This window comes from Brevundimonas subvibrioides (assembly GCF_027271155.1).
In the GTDB taxonomy this organism is placed as follows: Bacteria; Pseudomonadota; Alphaproteobacteria; order Caulobacterales; family Caulobacteraceae; genus Brevundimonas; species Brevundimonas subvibrioides_D.
The window spans coordinates 1,694,047-1,717,235 of sequence record NZ_CP114542.1 but is presented as its reverse complement, the minus strand read 5'-3'; the positions used below and the strand labels follow the sequence as shown (position 1 = coordinate 1,717,235).

At 65.6% G+C, this 23,189-nt stretch carries 28 protein-coding genes; 1 reads left to right on the top strand and 27 read right to left on the bottom strand.

Translation table 11 applies throughout. From position 1 onward, the window contains the following. Nucleotides 1-49: 49 nt before the first annotated feature. The 27 genes from O3139_RS08690 to O3139_RS08560 all read right to left on the bottom strand — a co-directional run bounded on the left by O3139_RS08690 (nucleotide 50) and on the right by O3139_RS08560 (nucleotide 21,404). The gene (locus O3139_RS08690; protein WP_269513583.1) at nucleotides 50-313 is read right to left on the bottom strand and encodes a DUF1467 family protein; all 264 of its coding nucleotides are present in this window, start codon (nucleotides 311-313) and stop codon (nucleotides 50-52) included. Then, nucleotides 313-735, bottom strand: coding sequence for a methylmalonyl-CoA epimerase (gene mce / locus O3139_RS08685; protein WP_269513582.1), 423 nt, complete (start codon nucleotides 733-735; stop codon nucleotides 313-315). The genes O3139_RS08690 and mce overlap by 1 nt, the downstream gene beginning before the upstream one ends. Then, entirely contained in the window at nucleotides 735-2,411 is a 1,677-nt protein-coding gene (locus O3139_RS08680) for a ribonuclease J (RefSeq protein ID WP_269513580.1), read from the bottom strand. The genes mce and O3139_RS08680 overlap by 1 nt, the downstream gene beginning before the upstream one ends. Further along, nucleotides 2,408-3,190, bottom strand: a complete 783-nt coding sequence (locus O3139_RS08675; protein WP_269516448.1) for a type III pantothenate kinase — start codon at nucleotides 3,188-3,190, stop codon at nucleotides 2,408-2,410. Before O3139_RS08675 ends, O3139_RS08680 begins: the two co-directional genes overlap by 4 nt. Continuing rightward, complete coding sequence (locus O3139_RS08670) at nucleotides 3,187-3,933, bottom strand: biotin--[acetyl-CoA-carboxylase] ligase (RefSeq protein WP_269513578.1); 747 nt, start codon at nucleotides 3,931-3,933, stop codon at nucleotides 3,187-3,189. Before O3139_RS08670 ends, O3139_RS08675 begins: the two co-directional genes overlap by 4 nt. 4 nt (nucleotides 3,934-3,937) lie before the next feature. Next, on the bottom strand, nucleotides 3,938-5,383 hold the full coding sequence (nuoN, locus tag O3139_RS08665) for an NADH-quinone oxidoreductase subunit NuoN (RefSeq protein WP_269513576.1): 1,446 nt from the start codon (nucleotides 5,381-5,383) through the stop codon (nucleotides 3,938-3,940). Nucleotides 5,384-5,390: 7 nt separating this feature from the next. Then, nucleotides 5,391-6,878: an NADH-quinone oxidoreductase subunit M gene (locus O3139_RS08660; protein WP_269513574.1), complete on the bottom strand. Its 1,488-nt coding sequence runs from the start codon at nucleotides 6,876-6,878 to the stop codon at nucleotides 5,391-5,393. Nucleotides 6,879-6,881: 3 nt separating this feature from the next. Continuing rightward, the gene (nuoL, locus tag O3139_RS08655) at nucleotides 6,882-8,984 is read right to left on the bottom strand and encodes an NADH-quinone oxidoreductase subunit L (RefSeq protein ID WP_269513572.1); all 2,103 of its coding nucleotides are present in this window, start codon (nucleotides 8,982-8,984) and stop codon (nucleotides 6,882-6,884) included. Between the two features lie 5 nt (nucleotides 8,985-8,989). Further along, nucleotides 8,990-9,298 carry an NADH-quinone oxidoreductase subunit NuoK gene (gene nuoK, locus O3139_RS08650; RefSeq protein ID WP_209320676.1) on the bottom strand — a complete coding sequence of 103 codons (309 nt, stop codon included), beginning with the start codon at nucleotides 9,296-9,298 and terminating at the stop codon, nucleotides 8,990-8,992. Then, nucleotides 9,298-9,924: an NADH-quinone oxidoreductase subunit J gene (locus O3139_RS08645; RefSeq protein WP_269513570.1), complete on the bottom strand. Its 627-nt coding sequence runs from the start codon at nucleotides 9,922-9,924 to the stop codon at nucleotides 9,298-9,300. Before O3139_RS08645 ends, nuoK begins: the two co-directional genes overlap by 1 nt. 122 nt (nucleotides 9,925-10,046) lie before the next feature. Further along, nucleotides 10,047-10,538, bottom strand: a complete 492-nt coding sequence (gene nuoI, locus O3139_RS08640; RefSeq protein ID WP_269513568.1) for an NADH-quinone oxidoreductase subunit NuoI — start codon at nucleotides 10,536-10,538, stop codon at nucleotides 10,047-10,049. Beyond that, the gene (locus tag O3139_RS08635) at nucleotides 10,535-10,744 is read right to left on the bottom strand and encodes a hypothetical protein (protein WP_269513566.1); all 210 of its coding nucleotides are present in this window, start codon (nucleotides 10,742-10,744) and stop codon (nucleotides 10,535-10,537) included. Before O3139_RS08635 ends, nuoI begins: the two co-directional genes overlap by 4 nt. 5 nt (nucleotides 10,745-10,749) lie before the next feature. Continuing rightward, the gene (nuoH, locus tag O3139_RS08630) at nucleotides 10,750-11,820 is read right to left on the bottom strand and encodes an NADH-quinone oxidoreductase subunit NuoH (RefSeq protein WP_269513564.1); all 1,071 of its coding nucleotides are present in this window, start codon (nucleotides 11,818-11,820) and stop codon (nucleotides 10,750-10,752) included. Between the two features lie 3 nt (nucleotides 11,821-11,823). Continuing rightward, nucleotides 11,824-13,869: an NADH-quinone oxidoreductase subunit NuoG gene (nuoG, locus tag O3139_RS08625; RefSeq protein WP_269513563.1), complete on the bottom strand. Its 2,046-nt coding sequence runs from the start codon at nucleotides 13,867-13,869 to the stop codon at nucleotides 11,824-11,826. Beyond that, nucleotides 13,869-14,093, bottom strand: coding sequence for a hypothetical protein (locus O3139_RS08620; protein WP_269513561.1), 225 nt, complete (start codon nucleotides 14,091-14,093; stop codon nucleotides 13,869-13,871). The genes nuoG and O3139_RS08620 overlap by 1 nt, the downstream gene beginning before the upstream one ends. Beyond that, the gene (locus O3139_RS08615; protein WP_269513559.1) at nucleotides 14,093-14,587 is read right to left on the bottom strand and encodes a hypothetical protein; all 495 of its coding nucleotides are present in this window, start codon (nucleotides 14,585-14,587) and stop codon (nucleotides 14,093-14,095) included. The genes O3139_RS08620 and O3139_RS08615 overlap by 1 nt, the downstream gene beginning before the upstream one ends. Nucleotides 14,588-14,590: 3 nt before the next feature. Continuing rightward, on the bottom strand, nucleotides 14,591-15,904 hold the full coding sequence (gene nuoF / locus O3139_RS08610) for an NADH-quinone oxidoreductase subunit NuoF (RefSeq protein WP_269513557.1): 1,314 nt from the start codon (nucleotides 15,902-15,904) through the stop codon (nucleotides 14,591-14,593). 390 nt (nucleotides 15,905-16,294) lie between these two features. After that, nucleotides 16,295-16,567 carry a hypothetical protein gene (locus O3139_RS08605; RefSeq protein WP_269513555.1) on the bottom strand — a complete coding sequence of 91 codons (273 nt, stop codon included), beginning with the start codon at nucleotides 16,565-16,567 and terminating at the stop codon, nucleotides 16,295-16,297. Between the two features lie 45 nt (nucleotides 16,568-16,612). After that, nucleotides 16,613-16,801, bottom strand: coding sequence for a hypothetical protein (locus O3139_RS08600; RefSeq protein WP_269513553.1), 189 nt, complete (start codon nucleotides 16,799-16,801; stop codon nucleotides 16,613-16,615). Continuing rightward, nucleotides 16,798-17,460, bottom strand: coding sequence for an NADH-quinone oxidoreductase subunit NuoE (gene nuoE / locus O3139_RS08595; RefSeq protein ID WP_269513551.1), 663 nt, complete (start codon nucleotides 17,458-17,460; stop codon nucleotides 16,798-16,800). Before nuoE ends, O3139_RS08600 begins: the two co-directional genes overlap by 4 nt. Further along, on the bottom strand, nucleotides 17,457-17,723 hold the full coding sequence (locus tag O3139_RS08590) for a hypothetical protein (RefSeq protein ID WP_269513549.1): 267 nt from the start codon (nucleotides 17,721-17,723) through the stop codon (nucleotides 17,457-17,459). The genes nuoE and O3139_RS08590 overlap by 4 nt, the downstream gene beginning before the upstream one ends. Next, nucleotides 17,720-18,073, bottom strand: coding sequence for a hypothetical protein (locus O3139_RS08585; protein WP_269513547.1), 354 nt, complete (start codon nucleotides 18,071-18,073; stop codon nucleotides 17,720-17,722). Before O3139_RS08585 ends, O3139_RS08590 begins: the two co-directional genes overlap by 4 nt. Further along, nucleotides 18,073-19,251, bottom strand: a complete 1,179-nt coding sequence (locus O3139_RS08580) for an NADH-quinone oxidoreductase subunit D (protein ID WP_269516447.1) — start codon at nucleotides 19,249-19,251, stop codon at nucleotides 18,073-18,075. The genes O3139_RS08585 and O3139_RS08580 overlap by 1 nt, the downstream gene beginning before the upstream one ends. A gap of 116 nt (nucleotides 19,252-19,367) precedes the next feature. Continuing rightward, nucleotides 19,368-19,973 (bottom strand): NADH-quinone oxidoreductase subunit C, encoded by a 606-nt coding sequence (locus tag O3139_RS08575; protein WP_269516445.1) that lies wholly within the window; start codon nucleotides 19,971-19,973, stop codon nucleotides 19,368-19,370. Between the two features lie 92 nt (nucleotides 19,974-20,065). Continuing rightward, nucleotides 20,066-20,374 (bottom strand): hypothetical protein, encoded by a 309-nt coding sequence (locus O3139_RS08570; RefSeq protein WP_269513545.1) that lies wholly within the window; start codon nucleotides 20,372-20,374, stop codon nucleotides 20,066-20,068. Nucleotides 20,375-20,454: 80 nt separating this feature from the next. After that, nucleotides 20,455-21,057 carry a NuoB/complex I 20 kDa subunit family protein gene (locus O3139_RS08565; protein ID WP_269513543.1) on the bottom strand — a complete coding sequence of 201 codons (603 nt, stop codon included), beginning with the start codon at nucleotides 21,055-21,057 and terminating at the stop codon, nucleotides 20,455-20,457. Beyond that, entirely contained in the window at nucleotides 21,027-21,404 is a 378-nt protein-coding gene (locus O3139_RS08560; RefSeq protein ID WP_269513541.1) for an NADH-quinone oxidoreductase subunit A, read from the bottom strand. Before O3139_RS08560 ends, O3139_RS08565 begins: the two co-directional genes overlap by 31 nt. 198 nt (nucleotides 21,405-21,602) lie before the next feature. On the opposite strand from O3139_RS08560, the gene O3139_RS08555 reads away from it, so the two are divergent. After that, nucleotides 21,603-23,183 (top strand): AbgT family transporter, encoded by a 1,581-nt coding sequence (locus O3139_RS08555; protein ID WP_269513539.1) that lies wholly within the window; start codon nucleotides 21,603-21,605, stop codon nucleotides 23,181-23,183. Nucleotides 23,184-23,189: the final 6 nt, after the last annotated feature.

Genomic DNA, 23,189 nt, shown 5'->3' with positions numbered 1-23,189 from the left:
TCAGGAAGCCCCTGCTTTAGCCGGGTCACCGGGGCAAAAGCTAGGCGGTCTAGACAGCCGGCGGCGCGAGGTCCGGCAGGGGCATCCAGCCGATGTAGACGAGGAACATCACCAGGGCCCAGACGATCAGGGCGACCCAGGTGGTCGTGATGAACTTGCGCTTCAGGTTCGGCGTCTTCGGCGCGCCCCACTGGCTGCCGTCGGTCGGCGGCTCGTGCGTCTCGGCTGACGTGCCCAGCGGCAGGATGCCGAACAGCACCACCCACCAGACGACGATGTAGATGGCGAACATGGTCATGGGACCGATGGGCATCAGTGGGCCTCCCCGGGGGTTTCCATCAGTTCGATCAGGACGCCGCCCATGTCTTTCGGATGCAGGAACAGGATGGGCGTACCGTGGGCTCCGATGCGCGGCTCGCCGGTGCCGAGCAGGGTCGCGCCCTTCGCTCGCAGGGCGTCGCGGGCGATCAGGATATCCTCGACCTCGAAACAGACGTGGTGCTGACCGCCCTTCGGATTCTTCGCGAGAAAGCCGTGGATCGGGCTGTCTTCGCCCAGCGGCTCGATCAGCTCGATCTGGCTGTTGGGCAGGTCGATGAAACAGACGCGCACGCCCTGGGCCGGCAGATCGAACGGCTCGCCCGCCCGTGTGGCCCCCAGCAGGTCGCGATACAGGGCGACGCTGGCCTCGATCGAGGGCGTCGCGACACCGATATGGTTCAGTCTGCCGATCATCACAGCCTCAGGATCACCGTCTCGACGATCGGGCGGCGGTCCCAGATTTGCTGGCTGGCCTTCTTCAGCACCCGACCGACGGCCTGTTCGACGACCATGTCGTCATGCCTCGCCTCGCCCTTCAGGCTGTTGACGGCCTGTTCGACCCGTTCGGCGAGGTCATCCAGAGCGTCGCCCAGCGGCGTGACCTCGTCGCCCGGCAGGCCGATGCCGCGCACGTCGATGTCTGAGACGATCTTGCCGCGCTTGTCCATGGCGAAGCTGACGACCAGCACGCCATTGGTCGAGGCGTGGCGACGCTCGCGCAGGGCCTCGCCCTTCTCCGTGACCACCATGCCGCCGTCGACATACAGACGACCGTTGGGCACTTCGTCGATGATGGCGGCGACGCCGGGGGCCAGTCGCACCAGGTCGCCGTTCCGGGGCGTGACCGTCTCGGGCACGCCCAGATCGCGGGCCAGGGCGGCGTGCTCCATCAAGTGGCGGCGCATGCCGTGGGTCGGGACCGAGATGCGCGGCCGGGCCCAGGCATACATCTGCCGCATCTCGTCGCGGCACGGGTGGCCCGAGACGTGGATGCCCGGATGATCCTTCTCGGTATAGAGGCGCACGCCCCGGTCGGCGAGGCGATCCTGAAGCTCGGCGATAGCCAGTTCGTTGCCCGGAATGATCCGCGACGAGAAGATGCAGTGGTCGCCCAGACCCAGTTTGATGAAGGGATGCGATCCGTCGGCGACGCGCGACAGGGCCGCCCGGTCCTCGCCCTGGCTGCCGGTGCACAGATACAGGATCTCGTCGGCCGGCCAGTGACGGGCCTCGTCTTCGGACAGGATGGCCCTGGAGTCATTGAACAGGCCGACGTGTTTCGCCGCCGCCGTGATCCGGTGCATCGAGCGACCGGCCAGGGCCACGCGACGGCCCGCCTTGTCCGCCGCCTTGATGACGCTGACCATGCGGGCGACGTTGGAGGCGAAGCAGCCGACGGCGATACGGCCGGTTTTCAGCGAGCCGATCAGTTCGATCAGACCGTCCTGGGCCTCAAGCTCCGACCCGGCCTCGCCCTCGACGAAGACGTTGGTCGAATCGCAGACCATGGCCAGCAGGCCCTCGTCGCCCATCCGGGTGATGGCGGCGATGTCGGTGGGCTTGCCGATGATGGGGTTGGGATCCAGCTTCCAGTCGCCGGTGTGGAAGACCGTGCCCAGCGGGGTCGCGATCTTCAGCCCGTTCGGCTCGGCGATCGAGTGGGTCATGGTGATGAAGTCCACCGAGAACGGGCCCAGATCGACATGGCCGCCCATGGGCACCTCGATGATCTTGACGTCGCGCAGACCCCGGTCCCGCAGCTTCTCGCGGATCAGGAAGGCGGTGAAGGGCGTGGCGTAGAGCGGGGCCTTCATCCGCTCCCACAGCCACGGCAGGGCCCCGATGTGGTCTTCGTGCGCATGGGTCAGCAGGATGCCGCGGATGGTCTCGCCTTCGAGGAAGGCGGGGTCGGGCACGATGATGTCGACGCCGGGCGTGGACTGGTCGCCGAAGGTCACGCCGACGTCGACGATGATCCACTGGCGGTCGTCTTCGGGGCCGTAGCCATAGCAGTTGAGGTTCATACCGACCTCGCCCGAGCCGCCCAGCGGCAGGTAGACGAGTTCGTCGTTCGCTTTGATTTTTGTCATGTGTCCGTCAGATGGGTATTGCGGCGCCAGATTTCGAGCAGGCCGCGGATGGTCAGGTCCGGATCGAACCGGTCGATGGAATTCGTCGCGCCTTCGAACAGGCTGGCCACGCCGCCTGTGCCGACGACGGTCATGGGTGCCCCCCACTCCGCCTTGATGCGGGCGACCATGCCCTCGATCAGGCTGACATAACCCCAGAAGACCCCGGACTGCATATTGGACACGGTGTCCTTGCCGATCACGGTGTCGGGCCTCTGGATGGCGATACGCGGCAGCATGGCCGCCGCCTCGTGCAGGGCCTGAAGGCTGAGGTTGATGCCGGGTGCGATCGCCCCGCCCTCGAACGCCCCGTCGGCGGCGACGATGTCGAAGGTGGTGGCGGTGCCTGAGTCGATGACGATCAGGTCGCCGCGATAGATCAGATGCGCGCCGATCGCATTGACCAGCCGATCCGCACCCGCCTCGCTGGGTTTCCTGATCCGCACGGGAATGCCCAGCTCGACATTGTCGCCGATGACCAGGGGCTCGACCGACAGATAGCGCCGGGCGAGGTTTCTCAGGTTGAAGATCGACTGGGGCACGACGCTGGAGATGATGCAGCCGGTCAGGGACGTCAGCGCGATGTGGCGCATCGCCAGCAGCTGCGTCAGCCAGACGGCATACTCGTCGGCGGTGCGGCTGGCCTCGGTCGCCGTGCGCCACTGAGCGATCCAGGCCTCGCCGTCATGGACCGCGAACAGCGTGTTCGTATTGCCCTGTTCGATGGCGAGAAGCATCAGGCAGCCACTCCAAAAAAGACATCGCCCGCCGAGATCAGCCGCAGCTGACCATCGGCCGTGCGCAGGCGGAGGGCCCCGTCCGGGGCCACGCCATCGGCGGTCCCCTCGACCGTCTCATGACCCAGCCGGGCGACACAGGGGCCGTCCAGCCCCCCGGTGCGCGCAATCCAGGCGTCGAGGATGGGCTGGAAGCCCAGGCTTTCCCAGCGCGCCTGCCAGACGGCAAAGGCCTCGGCGAGCACGCTCGCGGCGGCGTCAATGGACGGCGGACAGGCGATATCGGAGCGCAGGTGGCTGGCCAGACAGGTCGCGGGTCGTTCGGTCCCCTCGGGCGCATGGGCCAGGTTCACGCCGATGCCGATGGCCAGCCACAGCGCGCCGGAATCGTGCGCACCGGACTCGATCAGGATGCCGGCGGCCTTGTCGCCCGCGAGCATTACGTCATTGGGCCATTTGATACTGACCGATCCGGGCACGGCGAAGGCATCCAGCAGGTCGGCGACGGCGAGCGCCGCGACGAAGGTCACCTGCACCGCCTCGGCCGGGGCCTTGTGGGTCAGGGTCAGCAGGGTGGCGAACAGGTTGCCGGTGTCGCTGTTCCATTCGCGCCCGCGCCGCCCGCGTCCGGCGGACTGTCGACGGGCGACGATCCACCGGGCTACGGTTTCGCCAGCCTCGGCGCGGCGGCGTGCCTCGGCGTTGGTGGAATCGATCTCGTCCAGCAGATCAATGGGCGGCGTCACCGCCCTACTTCGCTCCGAACCCGGTCGCAGCGATGCGTGTCAGGGGCTCCAGCCAGATCAGGCCGACGGTCACCAGGGGGAAGCTGAAGGCCGCGCAGGCCCAGCCGATCCACTGGCTCTCGACCGGAGCCCTGTCGGTGGCCACCATGTCGTCCGGGGCCGCGTCGAACCACATCAGCTTGATGATGCGCAGATAGTAGAAGGCCGCCACGACCGAGGCCACCAGACCCGCCGCTGCCACCATCCAGTAGCCGGCCGAAGCCGCGGCGCCGAAGACATAGTATTTGCCCCAGAAGCCCGAGAACGGTGGCATGCCCAGCACCGACAGCGACAGCACGGTGATGGCCATGGCGGTGACCGGCCGGTCCTTCTTCAGGCCGGCCAGATCGGCGATCTTCCGGATCGGACGACCGTTGCGGCTCAGCGAAAGGAGGATGGCGAAGAAGCCCATGGTGTCGATCATGTACAGGGTCATGAACATGACCATGGCCTGCAGCCCCTGCTCGGTCCCCGCGGCGATGCCCAGAATGGCGTAGCCGATATTGGCGATCGACGAATAGGCCAGCAGGCGCTGGATGTCCTTCTGCGCCAGACCGCCCCAGGCTCCGACCACGAAGCTGGCGAGGGCGATCAGGATCAGCACCTGGGCCCACTGGTCGTGCGCCTGCAGGAAGCCTTCCGACAGGGCGCGGGCGAACAGCACCATGGCGGCCATCTTGGGGGCCGTGGTGAAGAAGGCCACGACCGGCGTCGGCGCGCCTTCATAGACGTCGGGCGTCCACATGTGGAACGGCGCGGCCGAGACCTTGAACGCCAGACCGCAGATCAGGAACACCAGCCCGAAGATCAGGCCGGGACCGGGGTGGGCCGTGGCATAGGCGGCGATGTCCTCGAAATGCATCGAGCCCGAGAAGCCGTAGATCAGGCTGGAGCCATACAGCAGCAGGCCGGAGGACAGGGCCCCGAGCACGAAATACTTCAGGCCGGCCTCGGACGCCTTCAGGTCGTCGCGGTGATAGGCGGCCAGCACATAGAGGGCCAGCGAGTGCAGCTCGACGCCGACATACAGCGAAATCAGGTCTCCGGACGACACCATCATCCCCATGCCGACGGCGGCCAGGACGATCAGGATCGGGAACTCGAACCGGGCGATGCCGGTGCGCTGCATCCAGCCGCCGCCCAGAACGACGGCCACGGCCGAGGCCAGATAGATGGCGACCTTGGCATAGACAGCCAGCGGATCGGCGACATAGGCCCCGTTGAAGGCGGTGCCGAGCGGGCCGGTCGCGGCGACGGCGGCGGCGGCGATCAGCAGGGCGACGGACAGGATCGACACCAGCCGCGCCGACGTCTCGCCGATGAAGGCGCCGAGCAGCAACAGGACAAGCGCACCGATGGCGAGCGTCAGCTCCGGGGCGGCCAGATAGAGGGCTTGGGACAGGTCAGGCATTATTCTCTCACCCGCCGGTCGCGAGCTGCCAGCCGTTGACGACGGCGTCGACGGAGGCGGCGGTGTAGTTCAGGACGAGGTCCGGCTGCACGCCCAGCCAGATCGTGCCGACGATCAGGGGGACGAAAATGACCAGCTCTCGCAGGTCGATATCCTTGATCGTGGCCAGGGCCGGGTTGGTGATCTCGCCGAACATGACGTTGCGATACAGGGTCAGGGCATAGACTGCAGACAGGATCACGCCGGTCGCGGCCACGAACGCCGCCCAGGTCGACGCCTGATAGACGCCGGTCATCGTCAGCATCTCGCCGATGAAGCCCGACGTCCCCGGCAGGCCGACGTTGGCCATGGTGAACATCAGGAAGATGGCCGCGTACCACGGCATCCGGTTGGTCAGGCCGCCATAGAAGGCGATCTCGCGCGTATGCATCCGGTCATAGACGACACCGACGCAGAGGAAGAGCGCGCCCGAGATCAGGCCGTGGCTCAGCATCTGGAAGATGGCACCCTGCATCCCCTGGGCGTTGCCGGCGAAGATGCCCATGGTCACGAAGCCCATGTGCGCCACCGAGGAATAGGCGATCAGCTTCTTGATGTCGGTCTGACGGAAGGCGACCAGGGACGTGTAGGCGATGGCGATCACCGACAGGGTGAAGACCAGGGGCCGGTACAGGACCGAGGCATCCGGGAACATCGGCACATTGAACAGGATGAAGCCGTAACCGCCGAGCTTCAGCAGGATGCCGGCCAGAATGACGGATCCCGCCGTCGGCGCCTGGACGTGGGCGTCGGGCAGCCAGGTGTGGACGGGCCACATCGGCATCTTCACCGCGAACGAGGCGAAGAAGGCCAGCCACAGCACGGACTGGGCCTGCGGGCTGAAGGCGAAGGTCTTCAGCTCCGGAATGCTGGTGGTGCCCGCCTTGTTGGCCATCCACAGCATGGCCAGCAGCATCAGCACGGACCCCAGCAGGGTGTAGAGGAAGAATTTGTAGGCGGCATAGATCCGGTTCGCCCCGCCCCAGACCCCGATGATGATGAACATCGGCACCAGGGTGCCCTCGAAGAAGATGTAGAACAGGAACAGGTCCAGCGAGGTGAACACCCCGATGACCAGGGTCTCCAGCACCAGGAAGGCGATCATATAGTCGACAACGCGGGTCTCGATCGACTTCCAGCTGGCCAGGATGCAGATCGGCATCAGGAAGGCCGTCAGCAGGACAAACAGGATCGAGATTCCGTCCACGCCGAGGTGATATCCGGCCCCGGCGAACCAGGCGTAGTTCTCGACGAACTGATAGGCCGGGTTGGCGCTGTCGAACTGAAGCACCAGCACCGCCGTCACGGCCAGGGTCACCAGCGTGGTGCCCAGCGCCACCCAGCGGGCGATTCCATCCTGGCCCGACGGCGCGGCAAAGCGGCCGATCAGGATCAGCAGCGCCCCGACCAGCGGCAGGAAGGTGACCACGCTCAGGATATTGGGGATCGCACCCATAACTCAGGCACCCCAGGTGTAGATGGCGAAGGCGAGCAGACCGGCCACGCCGAGCAGCATCACGAACGCATAGTGGTAGACGTAGCCGGTCTGGAGTTTCGCCAGCCGCGCGGCCGATTTCAGCGACGCCCAGGCGGCACCGTTGGGGCCCAGACCGTCGATGATCCGGACATCGCAGACCTTCCAGAAGAAGTCGCCCAGCGCCCTCGCCCCCTTGACGAAGACGAACCCGTAAATCTCGTCGAAGAACCACTTGTTGTACAGGAAGGTCCACAGCGGTCCCTCCCTTGCGGCCATCCGCTTCGCCATCCCCTCGTGCAGGACGTAGTAGAAGGCGGCGATGGCGGCCCCCAGCAGGGTCACGACCAGCGGCGACCACTTCACCCACAGCGGAACTTCGTGGCTCTCGTGCAGGACGTGGTTGTCAGGACCGTTGAAGATCGCGCCGCGCCAGAACTCGGTCTCGTGATGACCGATGAAGTCGGGCGCGAAGACGAAGCCGGCCGCGACCGCGCCGATCGCCAGAACGATCAACGGCACCAGCATGACCCACGGGCTCTCGTGCGGCTTCAATGGGCCATGATGGCCATGATCGTCATGCCCGTGCGCGCCATGATCTCCATCCTCGATCGGCTCGGCATGGGTCTCGATCCGGGCGTGCGAGGCGTGATCGTCAGAGCGGTCGTGCGCATGCGCGGCGATCGCCTCTTCCGTCCACTGCGGCTTGTTGTGGAAGGTCATGAAGATCAGCCGCCACGAATAGTAGCTGGTCAGACCCGCCGCGAAGATGCCGACGAAGAAGGCGAAATAGCCCGCTGCCGAATGGCCGCTCGTGGCCGCCGCCCAGGCGCTCTCGAGGATCGAATCCTTCGAATAGAAGCCGGCGAAACCGCCGATCCCGGGGATGCCCAGACCGGTGATGGCGATCGTGCCGATCATCATCACCGCATAGGTGACGGGCAGCAGTTTCCACAGCCCGCCCATCTTCCGCATGTCCTGCTCGTGGTGCATCCCGTGGATCACCGATCCGGCCCCCAGGAACAGCAGGGCCTTGAAAAAGGCGTGCGTAAACAGGTGGAACATGGCGGATTCATAGACGCCAACGCCCGCCGCAAAGAACATGTAGCCCAGCTGCGAACAGGTCGAATAGGCGATGACCCGCTTGATGTCGTTCTGCATCAGACCGACCGTCGCGGCGAACAGGGCCGTGACCGCGCCGGTGATGGCGATCAGCAGCGACGCCGTGGGCGCGTATTCGTAGATCGGGCTGAGCAGGCAGACCATGTACACACCAGCCGTGACCATGGTCGCGGCGTGGATCAGGGCGGACACCGGCGTCGGACCCTCCATCGCATCGGGCAGCCAGGTGTGCAGGAAGAACTGCGCCGACTTGCCCATGGCCCCGACGAACAGCAGCACGCCCGCCAGATCGAGCGCCGACCAGGTGTGACCCAGGAACGCCCAGCCCTGCCCCTGTTTCGAGGCGATCATCGGGAACAGCTCGGCGAACTGGACCGTCCCGAACATCCAGAAGACAGTGATGATGCCCAGCGCGAAGCCGAAGTCGCCGACGCGGTTGACCACGAAGGCCTTGATGGCGGCGGCGCTGGCGGTGGGCTTCTTGTACCAGAAGCCGATCAGCAGATAGGACGCCAGCCCCACCCCTTCCCAGCCGAAGAACAGCTGCATGAAGTCGGCGGCGGTCACCAGCGCCAGCATGGCGAAGGTGAACAGGGACAGATAGGCGAAGAAGCGCGGACGGCTGTCGTCCTCGGCCATATAGCCCCAGGAATACAGGTGCACGAGCGAGGACACGCTGGTCACCACGACCAGCATCACCGCCGACAGGGCATCGATGCGGATCGACCAGGCCGACTGGAAATCGCCGACGTTGATGAAGGGCGCGATCGTGACCGTGAACGGTTCGAGATGACCCCAGGTCCACTGGCTGAACACCGTCCAGGCGACGGCGCACGAGAAGAACAGCAGGCCGGTCGCGATGGCTTGCGACGGGATATCGCCGATGCGGCGGCCGAAGAAGCCGGCGATAGCGGCACCGAGCAGCGGGGCGAAGACGCCGAGCGTGACGAGCAGTTCGAGAGTCACTCCGGTCAGCCCTTCATCACATTGGCGTCGTCAACCGCGATGTCGCCGCGGTTGCGGAAGAAGGTCACCAGGATCGCCAGGCCCACGGCGGCTTCGGCTGCGGCCACGGTCAGGACGAACATGGCCATGATCTGCCCCTGGACGTCGTTCAGATAGGCGGAGAAGGCGACGAAGTTGATGTTCACCGCCAGCAGGATCAGCTCGACCGACATCAGGATGATGATGATGTTCTTCCGATTCACGAAAATGCCGAAGACACCGATGGTGAACAGCATGGCGGCGACCGCCAGATAGTGTTGCAGACCGACGTCCATCAGCGCAGCTCCTCGCCGGTAACGCCCGCCCCGGTGACGACGCCCTTGATCTGGACCGAGGTCCTGCGGTCGCGGTTGGTCTGGACCCCCGGATCCTGACGGCGGACCGACGGCTTCTTGCGCAGGGTCAGGACGATGGCCCCGATCATGGCGATCAGCAGCACGATGCCGGCCGCCTGGAAGAAGTAGATATAGTCGGTATAGAGCACCCGCCCGATCGTCTCGACGTTCGAGGCATCGGCGGTGGCGACGGCGGGTGCCACGGCGTCCGACGCCGCCCCGCCCTGCACCACCACGATCGAGATCATGACCATCTCGGCCAGCAGTATGCCCGCCACGATCGCCGCCAAAGGCAGATAGGTCGCATACCCCTCGCGCAGCCGCACGAAGTCGACATCCAGCATCATGACGACGAACAGAAACAGGACCGCCACCGCCCCGACGTAGACGACGACCAGAAGCATGGCCAAGAACTCCGCCCCCAGCAGAACGAACAGTCCGGCCGACGAGAAGAAGGTCAGGATCAGCCACAGGACGCTGTGCACGGGGTTGCGCGCGGTCACGACCAGAAGGCCGGACACGACCGCCACCGTCGAGAGCAGATAGAAGGCTATGCCTTGCAGCATGGGAGGCTTTCGCCCTTTCCGAAATGGTGCGGCGCAATCGCCGCACCTCTTAGACAGCGTTCGCCTCAAAATGAAGCGAGCAATTCGTATTCTGTCCCTCTCCCGGCGGGAGAGGGAAATCCTCACCGATAGGGTGCGTCGAGTTCCAGGTTCCTGGCGATCTGGCGTTCCCAGCGGTCGCCGTTATCCAGCAGCCGCGCCTTGTCATAGAGCAGTTCCTCGCGCGTCTCGGTGGCAAACTCGCTGTTCGGGCCCTCGACGATGGCATCCACCGGGCAGGCCTCCTGGCACAGGCCGCAATAGATGCATTTGACCATGTCGATGTCGTAGCGGGTCGTCCGGCGGCTGCCGTCGCTGCGGGGCTCCGATTCGATGGTGATCGCCTGGGCCGGGCAGATGGCCTCGCACAGCTTGCAGGCGATGCAGCGTTCCTCGCCATTGGCATAGCGGCGCAGGGCGTGTTCGCCCCGGAAGCGCGGCGACTGCGGGTTGCGCTCGAACGGATAGTTGATGGTGTGCTTGGGGCGGAAGAACTCACGCAGGGTCAGGCCGAAGGCCCCCACCATGTCGATCAGCATCGCGCCCTTCGCGGCCTGGGCGATACGGGTAATCATCGGATGGGGTCTCCGGGACGGCGGCAGTCGCGGCGATAGCGATCCGTGTCGGTGTTCATGATGGCGCACAGGCGAACGCGTTCGGCCTCCTGCCGCTCGATGCCTTCCTGACGCCGCTGCCACTGATAGACGGATGCGGGCTCGGCCTCATAGGCCGGCGGCAGGCAGCCGGTCAGGCCGAGGGAAAGGACAGACAGGGCGGCCATCCGGATCATGCCTCGACCATGAAGACGCGCCAGGCCGACACGATGACCACGGCCACCAGCGAAGTCGGCAGGAAGATCTTCCAGCCCAGTCGCATCAGCTGGTCGTAGCGGTAGCGGGGCACGAAGGTCTTCACCATGGCGAACATGAAGAACCAGAAGACGATCTTGGTCGCCAGGACCAGGAACAGCAGAAAATTGACCAGGAACGGCGGCCAGTCGGCGGTGAAGTCGATCGGAAAGCCCGGGTTCCAGCCGCCGAAGAACAGCAGGCTGATCATGGCGCACATGAAGACGATGTTGGCGTATTCGCCGATCATGAACAGCAGATAGGGCGTGGAGGAATACTCGACCTGATACCCGGCCACCAGTTCGGACTCCGCCTCGGGCAGGTCGAACGGCGGGCGGTTGGTTTCCGCCAGGGCCGAGATGAAGAACATCATCGTCACCGGGATCATCACCACCACCAGAGGCCAGGTGTCGGCCCCGCCGCCGAAGGCGAACCAGTTCCAGATCCAGCCTTCCTGCGCCGTCACGATCGACGACAGATTCATTGTCCCGGCCAGCAGGATGACGTTGATGATGATCAGGCCGATCGACACCTCATAAGACACCATCTGCGCCGCAGACCGGAGCGAACCCAGGAACGGATACTTCGAGTTCGAAGCCCAGCCCCCCATGATGATGCCGTAGACGCCCAGCGAGCTGATGGCGAAGATGTAGAGGATGCCGACGTTCAGGTCGGACACGACCCAGCCCGGCGCGAATGGAATGGCCGCCCAGGCCACGAAGGCCAGCACGAAGCTGATCAGCGGTGCCAGCAGGAAGACGGCCTTGTCGGCCCCGGCCGGGACGACGATCTCCTTCAGCACGAACTTCAGGAAGTCGGCGAAGGATTGCAGCAGGCCGAACGGGCCCACGACGTTGGGGCCTTTCCGCATCATCACCGCCGCCCAGATCTTGCGATCCGCCAGCAGCAGGAAGGCCAGCGACAGCAGGATGCCGACCGTCACGATCAGGATGCCGCCGGCGGTGATCAGGGTCCAGCCGACCGGTCCGGTCCAGAAGTTCTCGGTCATGCTCTACTCCGCCGCCAGCAGGGCCGGAGCCATGCGCAGGGCGCTGAGCTCGGCCATGGTCGCGCTGGCGCGCGCGATCGGGTTGTTCAGATAGGGGTCGGTCACGGCCGAGGTGAGCGCCACGTCGCCCAGCTCGCCCCTGGTCCCCAGGCTCGCCACGTCGAACGACGCGGCCGGAGCCAGATAGTCGATACGTCCGAACGTCGGATGATCGGTCATCAGCCGGGTACGCAGCTGGTCAAGGGTGTCGTATGGCAGGGTGTGACCCACGCGCTCGGACAGGGCGCGCAGGATGGCCCAGTCTTCCTTGGCCTCGCCCTTGGGGAAGACGGCGCGTTCGGCCATCTGCACCCGGCCCTCGGTGTTGACATAAAGGCCCGACTTTTCGGTCCAGGCGGCACCCGGCAGGATGACGCCGGCGGTGTGCGCGCCACGGTCGCCGTGGCTGCCCAGATAGACCTTGAAGGCGTTCGACGGGCCGGTCTCGATCTCGTCCGCCCCCAGCAGGAACAGCACATCGAGCGCACCCGGCTGGACCATCTCATGGGCCGAGAGGCCGCCCGGGGCCGGGACGAAGCTCATGTCCAGCCCGCCGACGCGGGCGGCGGCATGATGCAGCACGTTGAAGCCGTTCCAGCCATCCTTGACGACGCCCAGCGAGCCGGCGAGTGCGCCGAGGGCGTTGAGCACGGCCGGGCCGTTGGGGCCCGACAGGGCCCCCGAACCCATCACGATGGCGGGGCGTTCGGCGTTCGACAGGGCGTCGGCAGCCGCCTTCGGCAGTTTCGACAGGGTCTTCGTCCCGCGACCGATCAGGTCATAGTCATAGGTCAGGTCGATGGCGTCGCCGATGACGCTGACGCGGGTCTTGCCGGCCAGCCAGGACTTGCGGATGCGCTGGTTCAGCAAGGGGCCTTCGGTGCGCGGATTGACGCCGACCAGAAGGATCGAGTCCGCCCCTTCCAGTCCTTGCAGGCCCGTGTTGAACAGCCAGCCTTCGCGCGGGCCATATCCCAGGGCCGATCCGTCCTGACGGCAGTCGGTGTTGGCCGAGCCCAGCGCACGGAACAGGTCCAGCGCCGCCTTCATCGATTCGGCGTCCTGCAGATCCCCGGCGATGACGCCGATCCGGTCTGACGGGGCTGACTTCAGCTTCGAGGCGACCGCGTTCAGGGCCTCGTCCCACGAGGCGACGCGCAGCTTGCCGTTCTCGCGCACATAGGGCCGGTCCAAGCGGCGCGCCTGCAGGCCGTCGACGACATAGCGGCTCTTGTCCGACAGCCACTCCTCGTTGATGCCCTCGTGCACGCGCGGCAGGATGCGCATGATCTCGGCACCCTTGGACTGGGCCGAGATGTTGGAGCCCAGGGCGTCCATGACGTCGATGGTCTCGGTCTTCTTCAGTTCCCACGGGCGATAGTGGAACTGCCACGGCCGGTGCGTCAGGGCTCCCACGGGGCACAGGTCGTTGACGTTGCCCGACAGCTCGGACGCCACGGCCTGTTCCAGATAGGTGGTGATCTCGGCATCCTCGCCGCGGCTGATCATGCCGATGTCCGGCACGCCCGCCACTTCCGACACGAACCGCACGCAGCGGGTGCACTGGATGCACCGCGTCATGAAGGTCTTGATCGTCGGACCCATGTTCTTTTCTTCGACCGCGCGCTTGTTCTCGGCATAGCGCGAGCCGTCGCGGCCATAGCCCATGGCCTGGTCCTGCAGGTCGCACTCGCCGCCCTGGTCGCAGATCGGGCAATCCAGCGGGTGGTTGATGAGCAGGAACTCCATCACCCCTTCGCGGGCCTTCTTCACCATCGGCGTGTCGGTGAAGATCTCCTGGTTCTCGGCCGCCGGCAGGGCGCAGCTGGCTTGCGGCTTGGGCGGTCCGGGCTTCACCTCGACCAGGCACATGCGGCAATTGCCGGCGATCGACAGCCGCTCGTGATAGCAGAAGCGCGGGATCTCGTGCCCGGCGCGCTCGGCGACCTGGAGCACGGTCATGCCGGGCTCGAACTCGACTTCGACGCCGTTGACTTTAGCGACGGGCATTATTCGCGGACTCCGCCGTAGGGATGATCGACCAGATCGAGGCGTTTCTCGATCCGGTCCACGCGGGTTTCGAGGCGATCCAGTCGACGGTTCACACCGGCGAGACCCTCCTCGACGTGGGTCATGCGGACCTTGAGATCGGAAATGTCGTCAAGGACGCGATCCAGCTTCGTATCCATGCGACGCAACAGGGTCAGCACGATGTTGTCGGGTTCGTCGACCATCAGCCCACCTCCCCATTCGCTGGCACAGGCATCATGGCCTGCTGCGTCGTGCCGTCCGGCAGTGTCTGGGTGATCTCGATCTCTTCGCCGCGAATGGCATAGCGCACCACGGGATCCCCGGCTTGGTCCATCCAGCGGACGGCTTCGGGGTCGGGCCGATCCAGCGGCTTCCAGACCACCAGACCGTCGCCGGCGCGGCACTGGGCCTTCATCACGCCGCCATCGACCGGCGCGCGCCACTGGGCGTCGACGACCTGACCCTCCAGCCCGGTCACCTCGATGGCCGAAAGCTGCTGCCCATGGATGGCCGCCAGACCGGCGCGGCACACGCGGCGCAGGTCCACGGCCGTCAGCACGGCGGGCGACTGGGCCACGGCGTCGGACACCGACGCGGTCGCGGCGACCTTTTCAGTCGGGATCGCGGCCGTCTCGGCAGGCTTGCCACAGGCCGACAGGGCCACCGCCGTCAGCATCAGGACCAGGGCGCGCCGCATCCCCTACTCCGCCGCGATCGCATGGCCGGCGAAGTTCGCGCGGCGGGTGCGGTATTGCGAGATGCGGTCCTCGATCTCGTGGCGGAAGTGGCGGATCAGCCCCTGGACCGGCCAGGCGGCGGCGTCGCCGAGCGCGCAGATGGTGTGGCCCTCGATCTGGGTCGAGACTTCCAAGAGCATATCGATCTCGCCCGGATCGGCCTCGCCCACGGCCATGCGCTCCAGCACGCGCCACATCCAGCCGGTGCCCTCACGGCACGGCGTGCACTGGCCGCAGCTCTCGTGTTTGTAGAAATAGCTGATGCGGGCGATCGCCTTCACCAGGTCGGTGGAGTTGTCCATCACGACCACGGCGGCCGTGCCCAGACCCGACTTCATCTCGCGCAGGGAGTCGAAGTCCATCAGGGCGACTTCGCTCATCTCGCGCGTGATCAGCGGCACCGAGACCCCGCCGGGAATGATGGCCTTCAGATTGTCCCAGCCGCCGCGCACCCCGCCGCAGTGATCCTCGATCAGCTGACGCAGCGGGATCGACATGGCCTCTTCGACATTGCACGGCCGGTTCACGTGACCGCTGATGCTCATCAGCTTGGTGCCGGTGTTGTTCGGACGGCCGAAACCGGCGAACCACTGGGCCCCACGACGCAGGATCGTGCCGACGACGGCGATGGATTCGACGTTGTTCACCGTGGTCGGGCAGCCGTACAGGCCCGCGCCGGCCGGGAACGGCGGCTTCAGGCGCGGCTGGCCCTTCTTGCCCTCCAGGCTTTCCAGCAGGGCCGTCTCCTCGCCGCAGATATAGGCCCCGGCACCGTGGTGGATATAGAGGTCGAAGTCCCAGCCGTGGACGTTGTTCTTGCCGATCAGCTTCGCCTCATAGGCCTGCTTGACCGCCGCCTCCATGCGCTCGCGTTCCAGCACATATTCGCCGCGCAGATAGATGTAGCAGGCGTGGGCCTGCATCGCGAAGGAGGCGATCAGGCAGCCTTCGATCAGCAGGTGGGGATCATGGCGCATGATCTCCCGGTCCTTGCAGGTGCCGGGCTCGGACTCGTCGGCGTTGACCACGAGGTAGTGCGGCCGGTCCTTCACCTCCTTGGGCATGAAGGACCACTTCAGGCCGGTCGAAAACCCGGCGCCGCCGCGTCCGCGCAGGCCCGAGTTCTTGACGTTGGTGATGAGCCAGTCGCGGCCCATGTCCAGCATGTCCTTGGTCGCGTTCCAGCAGCCGCGGTTCTTCGCACCTTCCAGACCCCAGTCCTGGAGCCCGTACAGGTTGGTGAAGATGCGATCCTTGTCTTCCAGCAGACCGACCATCAGCGAGCCTCCCCTGCCCCGGCCACCCCGGCCGTTCCCGCTGCCGCGCGGGCGCGAGAGTTCGCTCCGCCGATCGCCGCGAGGGCGTTCGTCGGGCGGAGGCGGACGCTGGGCGCCTGAACTTGGGGGTGTCTGATCAGGCGCATTGGGGGAACCGGCGGGAGAAGGCGAAGGGGATGGCGCAGCAGGCGTCGGTGTTGCGGGCGGTGCCGAGGCCCCGCCCAAAGGCAGGGCGCTGGCGCCCATCAGATTGGCCATGAACAGGCCGGCGACGCCGCGCTTCGGTGGTTTTGATGTCACGACGGTCCCCCGAACGTCTTGAGATCACGAACTGTGCACGCGCCGTCCGACAATCACGCGACGGTTCGCCTTGGGCGGGAAGCAAGGCGCTCATTGTATGCCTCCGTCCAGCTCGGCCAAGCGACGGCGGTGATATCGGGTGCGCAGGAAGATCGCGGCCAGCATCAGGGCCCACCCCGCCGCCAGCGCCGCATAGCCCGCCAGTTGCACAAGTTCGGTGAGCGCGCCCGCGCGTGTCGCGCCCCAGACCAGAATGGCCCCAAGCATCACCAGGCCGAAGCCCGCCAGCCGCTGGTTGCGGCCCACGGCACGGATTTCCGCACGATAGGCGGCCACCTTCTCGTCGGACCTGACGTCGGTCATGCGCTGACCTCGCCCGAGTCGCAGGTTGCTGGTTGAGCGCCCATATCACTTATCGACCTTGGGCTTACGCACCCGGCCAGCCACCCCGATGGCGATGAACGCGAGACCGATCGCCAGAAAGGCCGTGTTGTTGTCGCCGGACAGCCCGAGGACGAAAAACACGAACCCGATCGCGAGGAAGGCGTCGGTGTTCTTAAGGGATTGGCCCGACTTGGGATCGACAGGTTCAGTCATGCAGTCACGGGCTCGGAGTTCGGGAGCGTCTTGATCTTCTTCGCCGCCGAGCCGTCATACAGTTTCGGATCGGTCAGGGTCAGGGGCCCGCCCTCCGGCGCCGAGTTCACGCGATCGACGCGGGTGCCGGGCTTGGGCGTCTTGCCCGCCGCGAAGTCGTCGATGATCTGGTTCAGGTCGGCGGCGGTCAGGTCCTCGAAATAGTAGTCGTTGATCATGGCCATGGGGGCGTTGACGCAGGCCCCCAGACACTCGACCTCTTCCCAGTAGAACTTGCCGTCGGCCGACAGGGTCTGCTTGTCGCCGATCCGGCTCTTGCAGACCTTCATCAGTTCGCCCGAGCCGCGCAGCATGCAGGGCGTGGTGCCGCACACCTGGATCAGGGCGGCCGAGCCGACCGGCTCCAGCATGAACATGGTGTAGAAGGTCGCGACCTCCAGCACCCGGATGTAGGCCATGTCGAGCTTTTCGGCGATGGCGCGGATGGCGGGCTCGGACACCCAGCCCTCCTGCTTCTGAACCAGCCACAGCATCGGGATCACGGCCGAACGTGCGCGATCCGCCGGATATTTGGCGATCCACCACTCGACCTTCTTCATCGTCTCCTTCGAGAAGGCGAACGAGGCCGGTTGTTCCTTGGCGAGACGACGAACGCTCATGCTCTACCCATCCAGCATTTGACGCGCGCGCTCCACACCGCCTTGCCGACGTTGGCGTGGTCGCGCGACAGCGAGGACATCGTCACCCCGGCGAAGACGGGTGTTGCGATGCCGGCGGTCGCCAGCGCGAGCTTCGGATTACCCATGATCGCGCGGCGCTTCGGCGAAAAGCCAAACCGGATCAGCCCAGCCGTAAGCAGGAAGCCCGCGAGGGCGATCCGCTGCAACAGCGTGAAGACGGGATCGATTGCGAAAGCGGTCATCGGGCCGCTCGTCCCAGCAAGGGACCCAGCCTGCGACGCGCTCGCTGCGCCGCCGGCCAGATTGCGAGGCCGACGGCAATCAATCCGACGGTACCCAGCCACATCCCGTTCATGAGATCGGGCAGATAGTCATTCAGCACCTGGAGCGGTGTCGTCGCGGCAACAAATACGATGACCGGGCTGCCTGAAATAAGGACATCGCGCCGCGCCGCGCTCGGGCCTCCGGGGTAGGCCGCCATCCGACGCGCTCCGAAACGATCGAGCCCCATCAGCGTCAATCCGACGACGAACAGGCCGGTCAGAAGAGCCGCCACAGCTGCCACGAGGATCATGTCCAAGGGAATCGTCATCACCGATCCACCTCACCGAACACGATATCCAGCGACCCCAAGATGGCGGACACGTCAGCCAGCATGTGGCCCCGGTTCATCCAGTCCATGGCCTGCAGGTGGCGGAACCCCGGCGCGCTGATCTTGACGCGGTACGGCTTGTTGGTGCCGTCCGAGACCAGATAGATGCCGAACTCGCCCTTGGGGGCCTCGACGGCGGCATAGACCTCGCCGGCCGGGGTGTGGAAGCCTTCGGTATAGAGCTTGAAGTGATGGATCAGGGCTTCCATCGACCGCTTCATCTCGCCGCGCGTCGGGGGCACGATCTTGTTGTTCTCGACCATGACCGGCTCGCCCGGGCAGTTGCGCAGCTTGTGGATGCACTGCTCCATGATGTGCACCGACTGCTTCATCTCCTCGACGCGGACGAGGTAGCGGTCCCAGCAGTCGCCGTTCTTGCCGACGACCACGTCGAAATCGAGCTCGGCATAGCATTCGTAGGGCTGCGACTTGCGCAGATCCCAGGCGATGTCGGAGCCGCGCAGCATCACGCCGGAGAAGCCCCACTGCAGGGCCTGTTCCTTGGACACCACGCCGATGTCCACATTGCGCTGCTTGAAGATGCGGTTCTCGGTGACCAGGCTCTCGATGTCGGCGAGCGCCGTCGGGAACTCGGCGCACCAGCGGCCGATGTCGTCGATCAGGGCCATGGGCAGGTCCTGATGCACGCCGCCGGGCCGGAAATAGTTGGCGTGCAGGCGCGCGCCACAGGCCCGCTCATAGAAGACCATCAGCTTCTCGCGCTGCTCGAAGCCCCACAGCGGCGGCGTCAGGGCGCCAACGTCCAGCGCCTGGGTCGTGACGTTCAGCATGTGCGACAGGATGCGGCCGATTTCCGAATACAGGACGCGGATCAGCTGGGCGCGATAGGGCACCTCGATGCCCATCAGTCGCTCTATGGCCAGGCAGAAGGCGTGCTCCTGGTTCATCGGGGCGACGTAGTCGAGTCGGTCCAGATAGGGCACGTTCTGCAGATAGGTGCGGGCCTCCATCAGCTTCTCGGTGCCGCGGTGCAGCAGGCCGATGTGCGGATCGACACGCTCGACCACCTCCCCGTCCAGCTCCAGCACCAGACGCAGCACGCCGTGGGCGGCGGGGTGTTGCGGCCCGAAGTTGATGGTGAACTTGCGGTCGTCCATCTCGCGGGCATGGGCCGTGCGCGGATCGCCGAAGGCGATGTGGCCCAGGTCGTCGGTGACGACGTCCAGTTCGGCGCGGGTGGGCGAGGCTTTCGCGATGGGATGTCCGTCGGCCATCAGGCTTTCCCTCCCGAAGGCGCGGTTGCGCCGACCGCGCGGGCCTGTGCCGCCTTCTCGTCGCCCGGCAGGACATCGGCCGGGTATTCGGCACCCTCCCAGGGGGACAGGAAGTCGAAGTTGCGGAACTCCTGCGTCAGCTTGACGGGCTCATAGACCACCCGCTTCTGCTGCTCGTCGTAGCGGACCTCGACATAGCCGGTCATCGGGAAGTCCTTGCGCAGCGGATGCCCCTGGAACCCGTAATCGGTCAGCAGGCGGCGCAGGTCCGGGTGGTCCGAGAACAGCATACCGTACATATCGAACGCCTCGCGCTCGAACCATTCGGCGGAAGGATAGACAGAGATGACGCTTGGCACCGGCTGGACCTCGTCGGTCGTGACCTTGACCCGGATGCGCGCATTCCGCGTCAGGCTCAGCAAATGATAGACGACATCGAACCGTTCGGCCCGGTCGGGATAGTCCACGCCGCAAACGTCCAGCAGTTGCTGGAATCCGAAACGGTCGCGCAGGTCGGTCAGAACGCTCACGATCCGGTCGCGGTGGCAGGTCAGCGTCAGCTCGCCATAGGCCACGGTCGCATCGACCTGCAGCTCGGCCACCATCTCCTGGCCCAGCGGCGTCAGGACGGCGGTGTTGGCCGCGACAGTCGCCAGGTGGCCGGTCGCATACTTGGGCTGTTCGAACTCAGTCATCGCTAGAGCGTCCTTCGAACATCTGCGACTGCGTCGTCGCCGCAGTTGGCCGCGAAGAAGGCTTCCGCCGTCCCATTCCCCGCCATCGACGCCCGCGCCCGCTGCTGGAGTTCCATCCGGGCGTCTGTAGACGCGGCAAACGCGTCGGTCAGCCCCCGCCACGTCTCGAACCGGGTACGGATGCTGCCGTCGCCGCGCTGCAGGAGCAGTTCTGAAGCCGCCTCACATCGCGCCGACAACCAACCCTCGGCAACGGTCCATTCCGGCTTGGCGGCACTGCAGCCGACGATGCCAGGCAGAGCCAGGGTCAATACAGCCGTCAAACTCGAGCGCACTATGCCCGGTGCGGATTGCTCGCCTGGAGTCGGCGCGACGGTCACAACATGGGCGCTCACCGTTCGATCGTCCCCGTGCGACGGATCTTCTTCTGCAGCTGCAGCAGGCCGTAGATCAGGGCCTCGGCCGTCGGCGGGCAGCCGGGCACATAGACATCGACCGGCACGATACGGTCGCAGCCGCGCACGACGCTGTAGCTGTAGTGGTAGTAGCCACCGCCGTTGGCACAGCTTCCCATCGACAGGACGTAACGCGGATCCGGCATCTGGTCGTAGACCTTGCGCAGGGCCGGAGCCATCTTGTTGGTCAGGGTGCCGGCGACGATCATCAGGTCCGACTGACGTGGGCTGGCGCGCGGGGCCATGCCGAACCGCTCCAGATCATAGCGCGGCATGGACGCCTGGATCATCTCCACGGCACAGCAGGCCAGACCGAAGGTCATCCACATCAGGCTGCCCGTCCGGGCCCAGTTGATGACGTCGTCCAGAGACGCGGTCAGGAAGCCCTGCTCGGCGATCTCGGTGTTGACCGCCTCGAAGAACTTGTCGTGGATCTTGGGGTCGTAGCCCTCAACGGTCGAACGGCCACCCTGGCCATAGGCCGTAGGCAACGGGCTCGATGGTGCGACTATTGCCATTCCAGCGCGCCCTTCTTCCATTCGTAGATGAAGCCGACGGTCAGCACGCCGAGGAAGGCCATCATCGACCAGAAGGCGAAGATCATCTCAGGCCGCGCGAGGTCGAACATCGACACCGCCCAAGGAAACAGGAAGGCCACTTCCAGGTCGAAGATGATGAACAGGATCGACACCAGATAGAACCGCACATCGAACTTCATCCGCGCGTCGTCGAAGGCATTGAATCCGCATTCGTAGGCCGACAGCTTCTCGCTGTCGGGGTTCGAGGGAGCCAGCACCCAGGCGGCGACCATGAAGCCGAGGCCCAGCACCGTTGCGATCCCCAGGAAGATCACGATGGGCAGATATTGCAGGAGGAATGCATTCATTCGGAAAATGTCCCTGCCGACGGGGGAGGCGGCGGATTCGGGGCTTTCTAGACCCAAGATCGCGGCGGTTCAAACCCATGCGACGAAACGATTTCTTGTTGAGAACGGTTCGCACATAATGTCGCACCCGGCTTGTGCGGACGGGCCAGCATCTGACTTTATCGGCGCGTTTCGGGCCGGAAAGGACGACTGCGACCCATGACCGACGTAACCCCCGACGGCATGCCGCCCGCCAAGGGCTTTCTCGGGCTTGTCGAGCGCACCGGCAACAGCCTGCCCGATCCCGTCTTCCTGTTCCTATGGTTCATCCTCGCCCTGATCGTGCTCAGTATGGTCGGTGCAGGCCTGGGATGGGCGACGGTCAATCCGGTGACGGGCGATGCCCTGCAGGCGCAGAGCCTGCTCTCGACCGACAATCTCTCAAAGCTGTTCATCGACATGCCAAAGACCCTGGCCGCCTTCCCGCCCCTGGGGATCGTGCTGACGGTCGTCTATGGTGCCGCGGTGGCAGAGCGCGCCGGTCTGTTCACGACCGCCTTTCGAGGCATGTTGCTGAACGCCCCCCGGTTCATCCTCACACCGGCTGTGGCGGTCACCGGCATGGTATCGCATCACGCGTCGGACGCCGCCTATGTCGTCGTCATACCCCTGGCGGCCGTGATCTTCTCGGCGGCTGGTCGTCATCCGCTGGCCGGGCTCGCGGCCGGGTTTGCCGCGGTGTCCGGCGGGTTCGCGGGCAATCTGTTTCCGGGAGCTTCCGATGCCCTGATCCTGGGCATCACAGAGTCCGCAGCCCGACTGATCGATCCGGCCTATTCCGTAACCATCGCAGGCAACTGGTTCTTCTCGATCGGCATGGTGATCGTGTTCACACCGATCATCTGGTTCCTGACCGACGTCGTCATCGAACCGCGCCTGAAGGGCCGCTCGCCCATCCTGCCCGGGCGGGCCAACCTCGACGACAAGGTCCCCCTGACGGCGGCCGAAAAACGCGGTCTGGCCTTCGCCGGTCTGGCGCTGCTGGCCATGGCCACGCTGTGGGCCGCCATCACCGTCCTGCCCGGCTCGCCCTTCGTCGATGCGGAGGCCGAGCCGAACCAGCGGTTCAACCCGCTGTATCAGTCCCTGGTCGCCTTTTTTGCCATCCTGTTCTTTCTGGCGGGCGGGGCGTACGGGGTCGGCGCCGGTACGGTGCGGAGCCACCGCGATCTTGTGGTCATGATGCGCGACGGCATCGCCCAGATGGCCCCCTACATCGTCCTGGCCTTCTTCGCCGCCCACTTCGTGGCCATGTTCAACTGGTCCGGACTGGGACCGATCCTCGCGGTCGGCGGCGCGGAGTATCTGAAGAGCGTCGCCCTGCCGACCCCGCTCCTGCTGATCGCCGTGGTGCTGGTCTCGTGCTTCTTCGACCTGTTCATCGGTTCGGCCTCGGCCAAATGGTCGGCGCTGGCGCCCATCGTGGTCCCGATGTTCATGCTGCTGGGCATCAGCCCGGAGATGACGACCGCCGCCTACCGCATGGGCGATTCCGTGACCAACATCGCCACGCCCCTGATGAGCTATTTCCCGCTGATCCTGACTTTTGCCCAGCGATGGGATCCCCGATTCGGACTGGGTTCCCTCCTTGCCAGTATGCTGCCCTATGCGGGGTCATTCCTCGTGGCCGGGCTGATCATGGTGGCCGCCTGGGTCGCCCTGGACCTGCCGCTGGGACCCGGCGTCGGCGTGCACTACCAGACACCCTTGCCCGTCGCAGGGCCGGTGATCGCCGGTTGACGAGGA

What these genes read in the sequence shown, in the direction of transcription:
- nuoK (WP_209320676.1), bottom strand. Translation starts at nt 9,298, where the DNA reads ATGGACGTCGGTCTGCAACACTATCTGGCGGTCGCCGCCATGCTGTTC.
- O3139_RS08615 (WP_269513559.1), bottom strand. Translation starts at nt 14,587, where the DNA reads ATGCGGCGCGCCCTGGTCCTGATGCTGACGGCGGTGGCCCTGTCGGCC.
- O3139_RS08560 (WP_269513541.1), bottom strand. Translation starts at nt 21,404, where the DNA reads ATGAATGCATTCCTCCTGCAATATCTGCCCATCGTGATCTTCCTGGGG.
- O3139_RS08585 (WP_269513547.1), bottom strand. Translation starts at nt 18,073, where the DNA reads ATGACGATTCCCTTGGACATGATCCTCGTGGCAGCTGTGGCGGCTCTT.
- O3139_RS08565 (WP_269513543.1), bottom strand. Translation starts at nt 21,057, where the DNA reads ATGGAAGAAGGGCGCGCTGGAATGGCAATAGTCGCACCATCGAGCCCG.
- O3139_RS08645 (WP_269513570.1), bottom strand. Translation starts at nt 9,924, where the DNA reads ATGCTGCAAGGCATAGCCTTCTATCTGCTCTCGACGGTGGCGGTCGTG.
- O3139_RS08575 (WP_269516445.1), bottom strand. Translation starts at nt 19,973, where the DNA reads ATGGTGGCCGAGCTGCAGGTCGATGCGACCGTGGCCTATGGCGAGCTG.
- O3139_RS08590 (WP_269513549.1), bottom strand. Translation starts at nt 17,723, where the DNA reads ATGACCGCTTTCGCAATCGATCCCGTCTTCACGCTGTTGCAGCGGATC.
- O3139_RS08620 (WP_269513561.1), bottom strand. Translation starts at nt 14,093, where the DNA reads ATGGTCGACGAACCCGACAACATCGTGCTGACCCTGTTGCGTCGCATG.
- nuoG (WP_269513563.1), bottom strand. Translation starts at nt 13,869, where the DNA reads ATGCCCGTCGCTAAAGTCAACGGCGTCGAAGTCGAGTTCGAGCCCGGC.
- nuoH (WP_269513564.1), bottom strand. Translation starts at nt 11,820, where the DNA reads ATGACCGAGAACTTCTGGACCGGACCGGTCGGCTGGACCCTGATCACC.
- nuoN (WP_269513576.1), bottom strand. Translation starts at nt 5,383, where the DNA reads ATGCCTGACCTGTCCCAAGCCCTCTATCTGGCCGCCCCGGAGCTGACG.
- O3139_RS08660 (WP_269513574.1), bottom strand. Translation starts at nt 6,878, where the DNA reads ATGGGTGCGATCCCCAATATCCTGAGCGTGGTCACCTTCCTGCCGCTG.
- O3139_RS08580 (WP_269516447.1), bottom strand. Translation starts at nt 19,251, where the DNA reads ATGGACGACCGCAAGTTCACCATCAACTTCGGGCCGCAACACCCCGCC.
- nuoI (WP_269513568.1), bottom strand. Translation starts at nt 10,538, where the DNA reads ATGATTACCCGTATCGCCCAGGCCGCGAAGGGCGCGATGCTGATCGAC.
- mce (WP_269513582.1), bottom strand. Translation starts at nt 735, where the DNA reads ATGATCGGCAGACTGAACCATATCGGTGTCGCGACGCCCTCGATCGAG.
- nuoF (WP_269513557.1), bottom strand. Translation starts at nt 15,904, where the DNA reads ATGGTCGGTCTGCTGGAAGACAAGGATCGCATCTTCACCAACCTGTAC.
- O3139_RS08605 (WP_269513555.1), bottom strand. Translation starts at nt 16,567, where the DNA reads ATGACCGACGTCAGGTCCGACGAGAAGGTGGCCGCCTATCGTGCGGAA.
- O3139_RS08555 (WP_269513539.1), top strand. Translation starts at nt 21,603, where the DNA reads ATGACCGACGTAACCCCCGACGGCATGCCGCCCGCCAAGGGCTTTCTC.
- O3139_RS08690 (WP_269513583.1), bottom strand. Translation starts at nt 313, where the DNA reads ATGCCCATCGGTCCCATGACCATGTTCGCCATCTACATCGTCGTCTGG.
- O3139_RS08680 (WP_269513580.1), bottom strand. Translation starts at nt 2,411, where the DNA reads ATGACAAAAATCAAAGCGAACGACGAACTCGTCTACCTGCCGCTGGGC.
- O3139_RS08635 (WP_269513566.1), bottom strand. Translation starts at nt 10,744, where the DNA reads ATGGCCGCCCTGTCTGTCCTTTCCCTCGGCCTGACCGGCTGCCTGCCG.
- nuoE (WP_269513551.1), bottom strand. Translation starts at nt 17,460, where the DNA reads ATGAGCGTTCGTCGTCTCGCCAAGGAACAACCGGCCTCGTTCGCCTTC.
- O3139_RS08600 (WP_269513553.1), bottom strand. Translation starts at nt 16,801, where the DNA reads ATGACTGAACCTGTCGATCCCAAGTCGGGCCAATCCCTTAAGAACACC.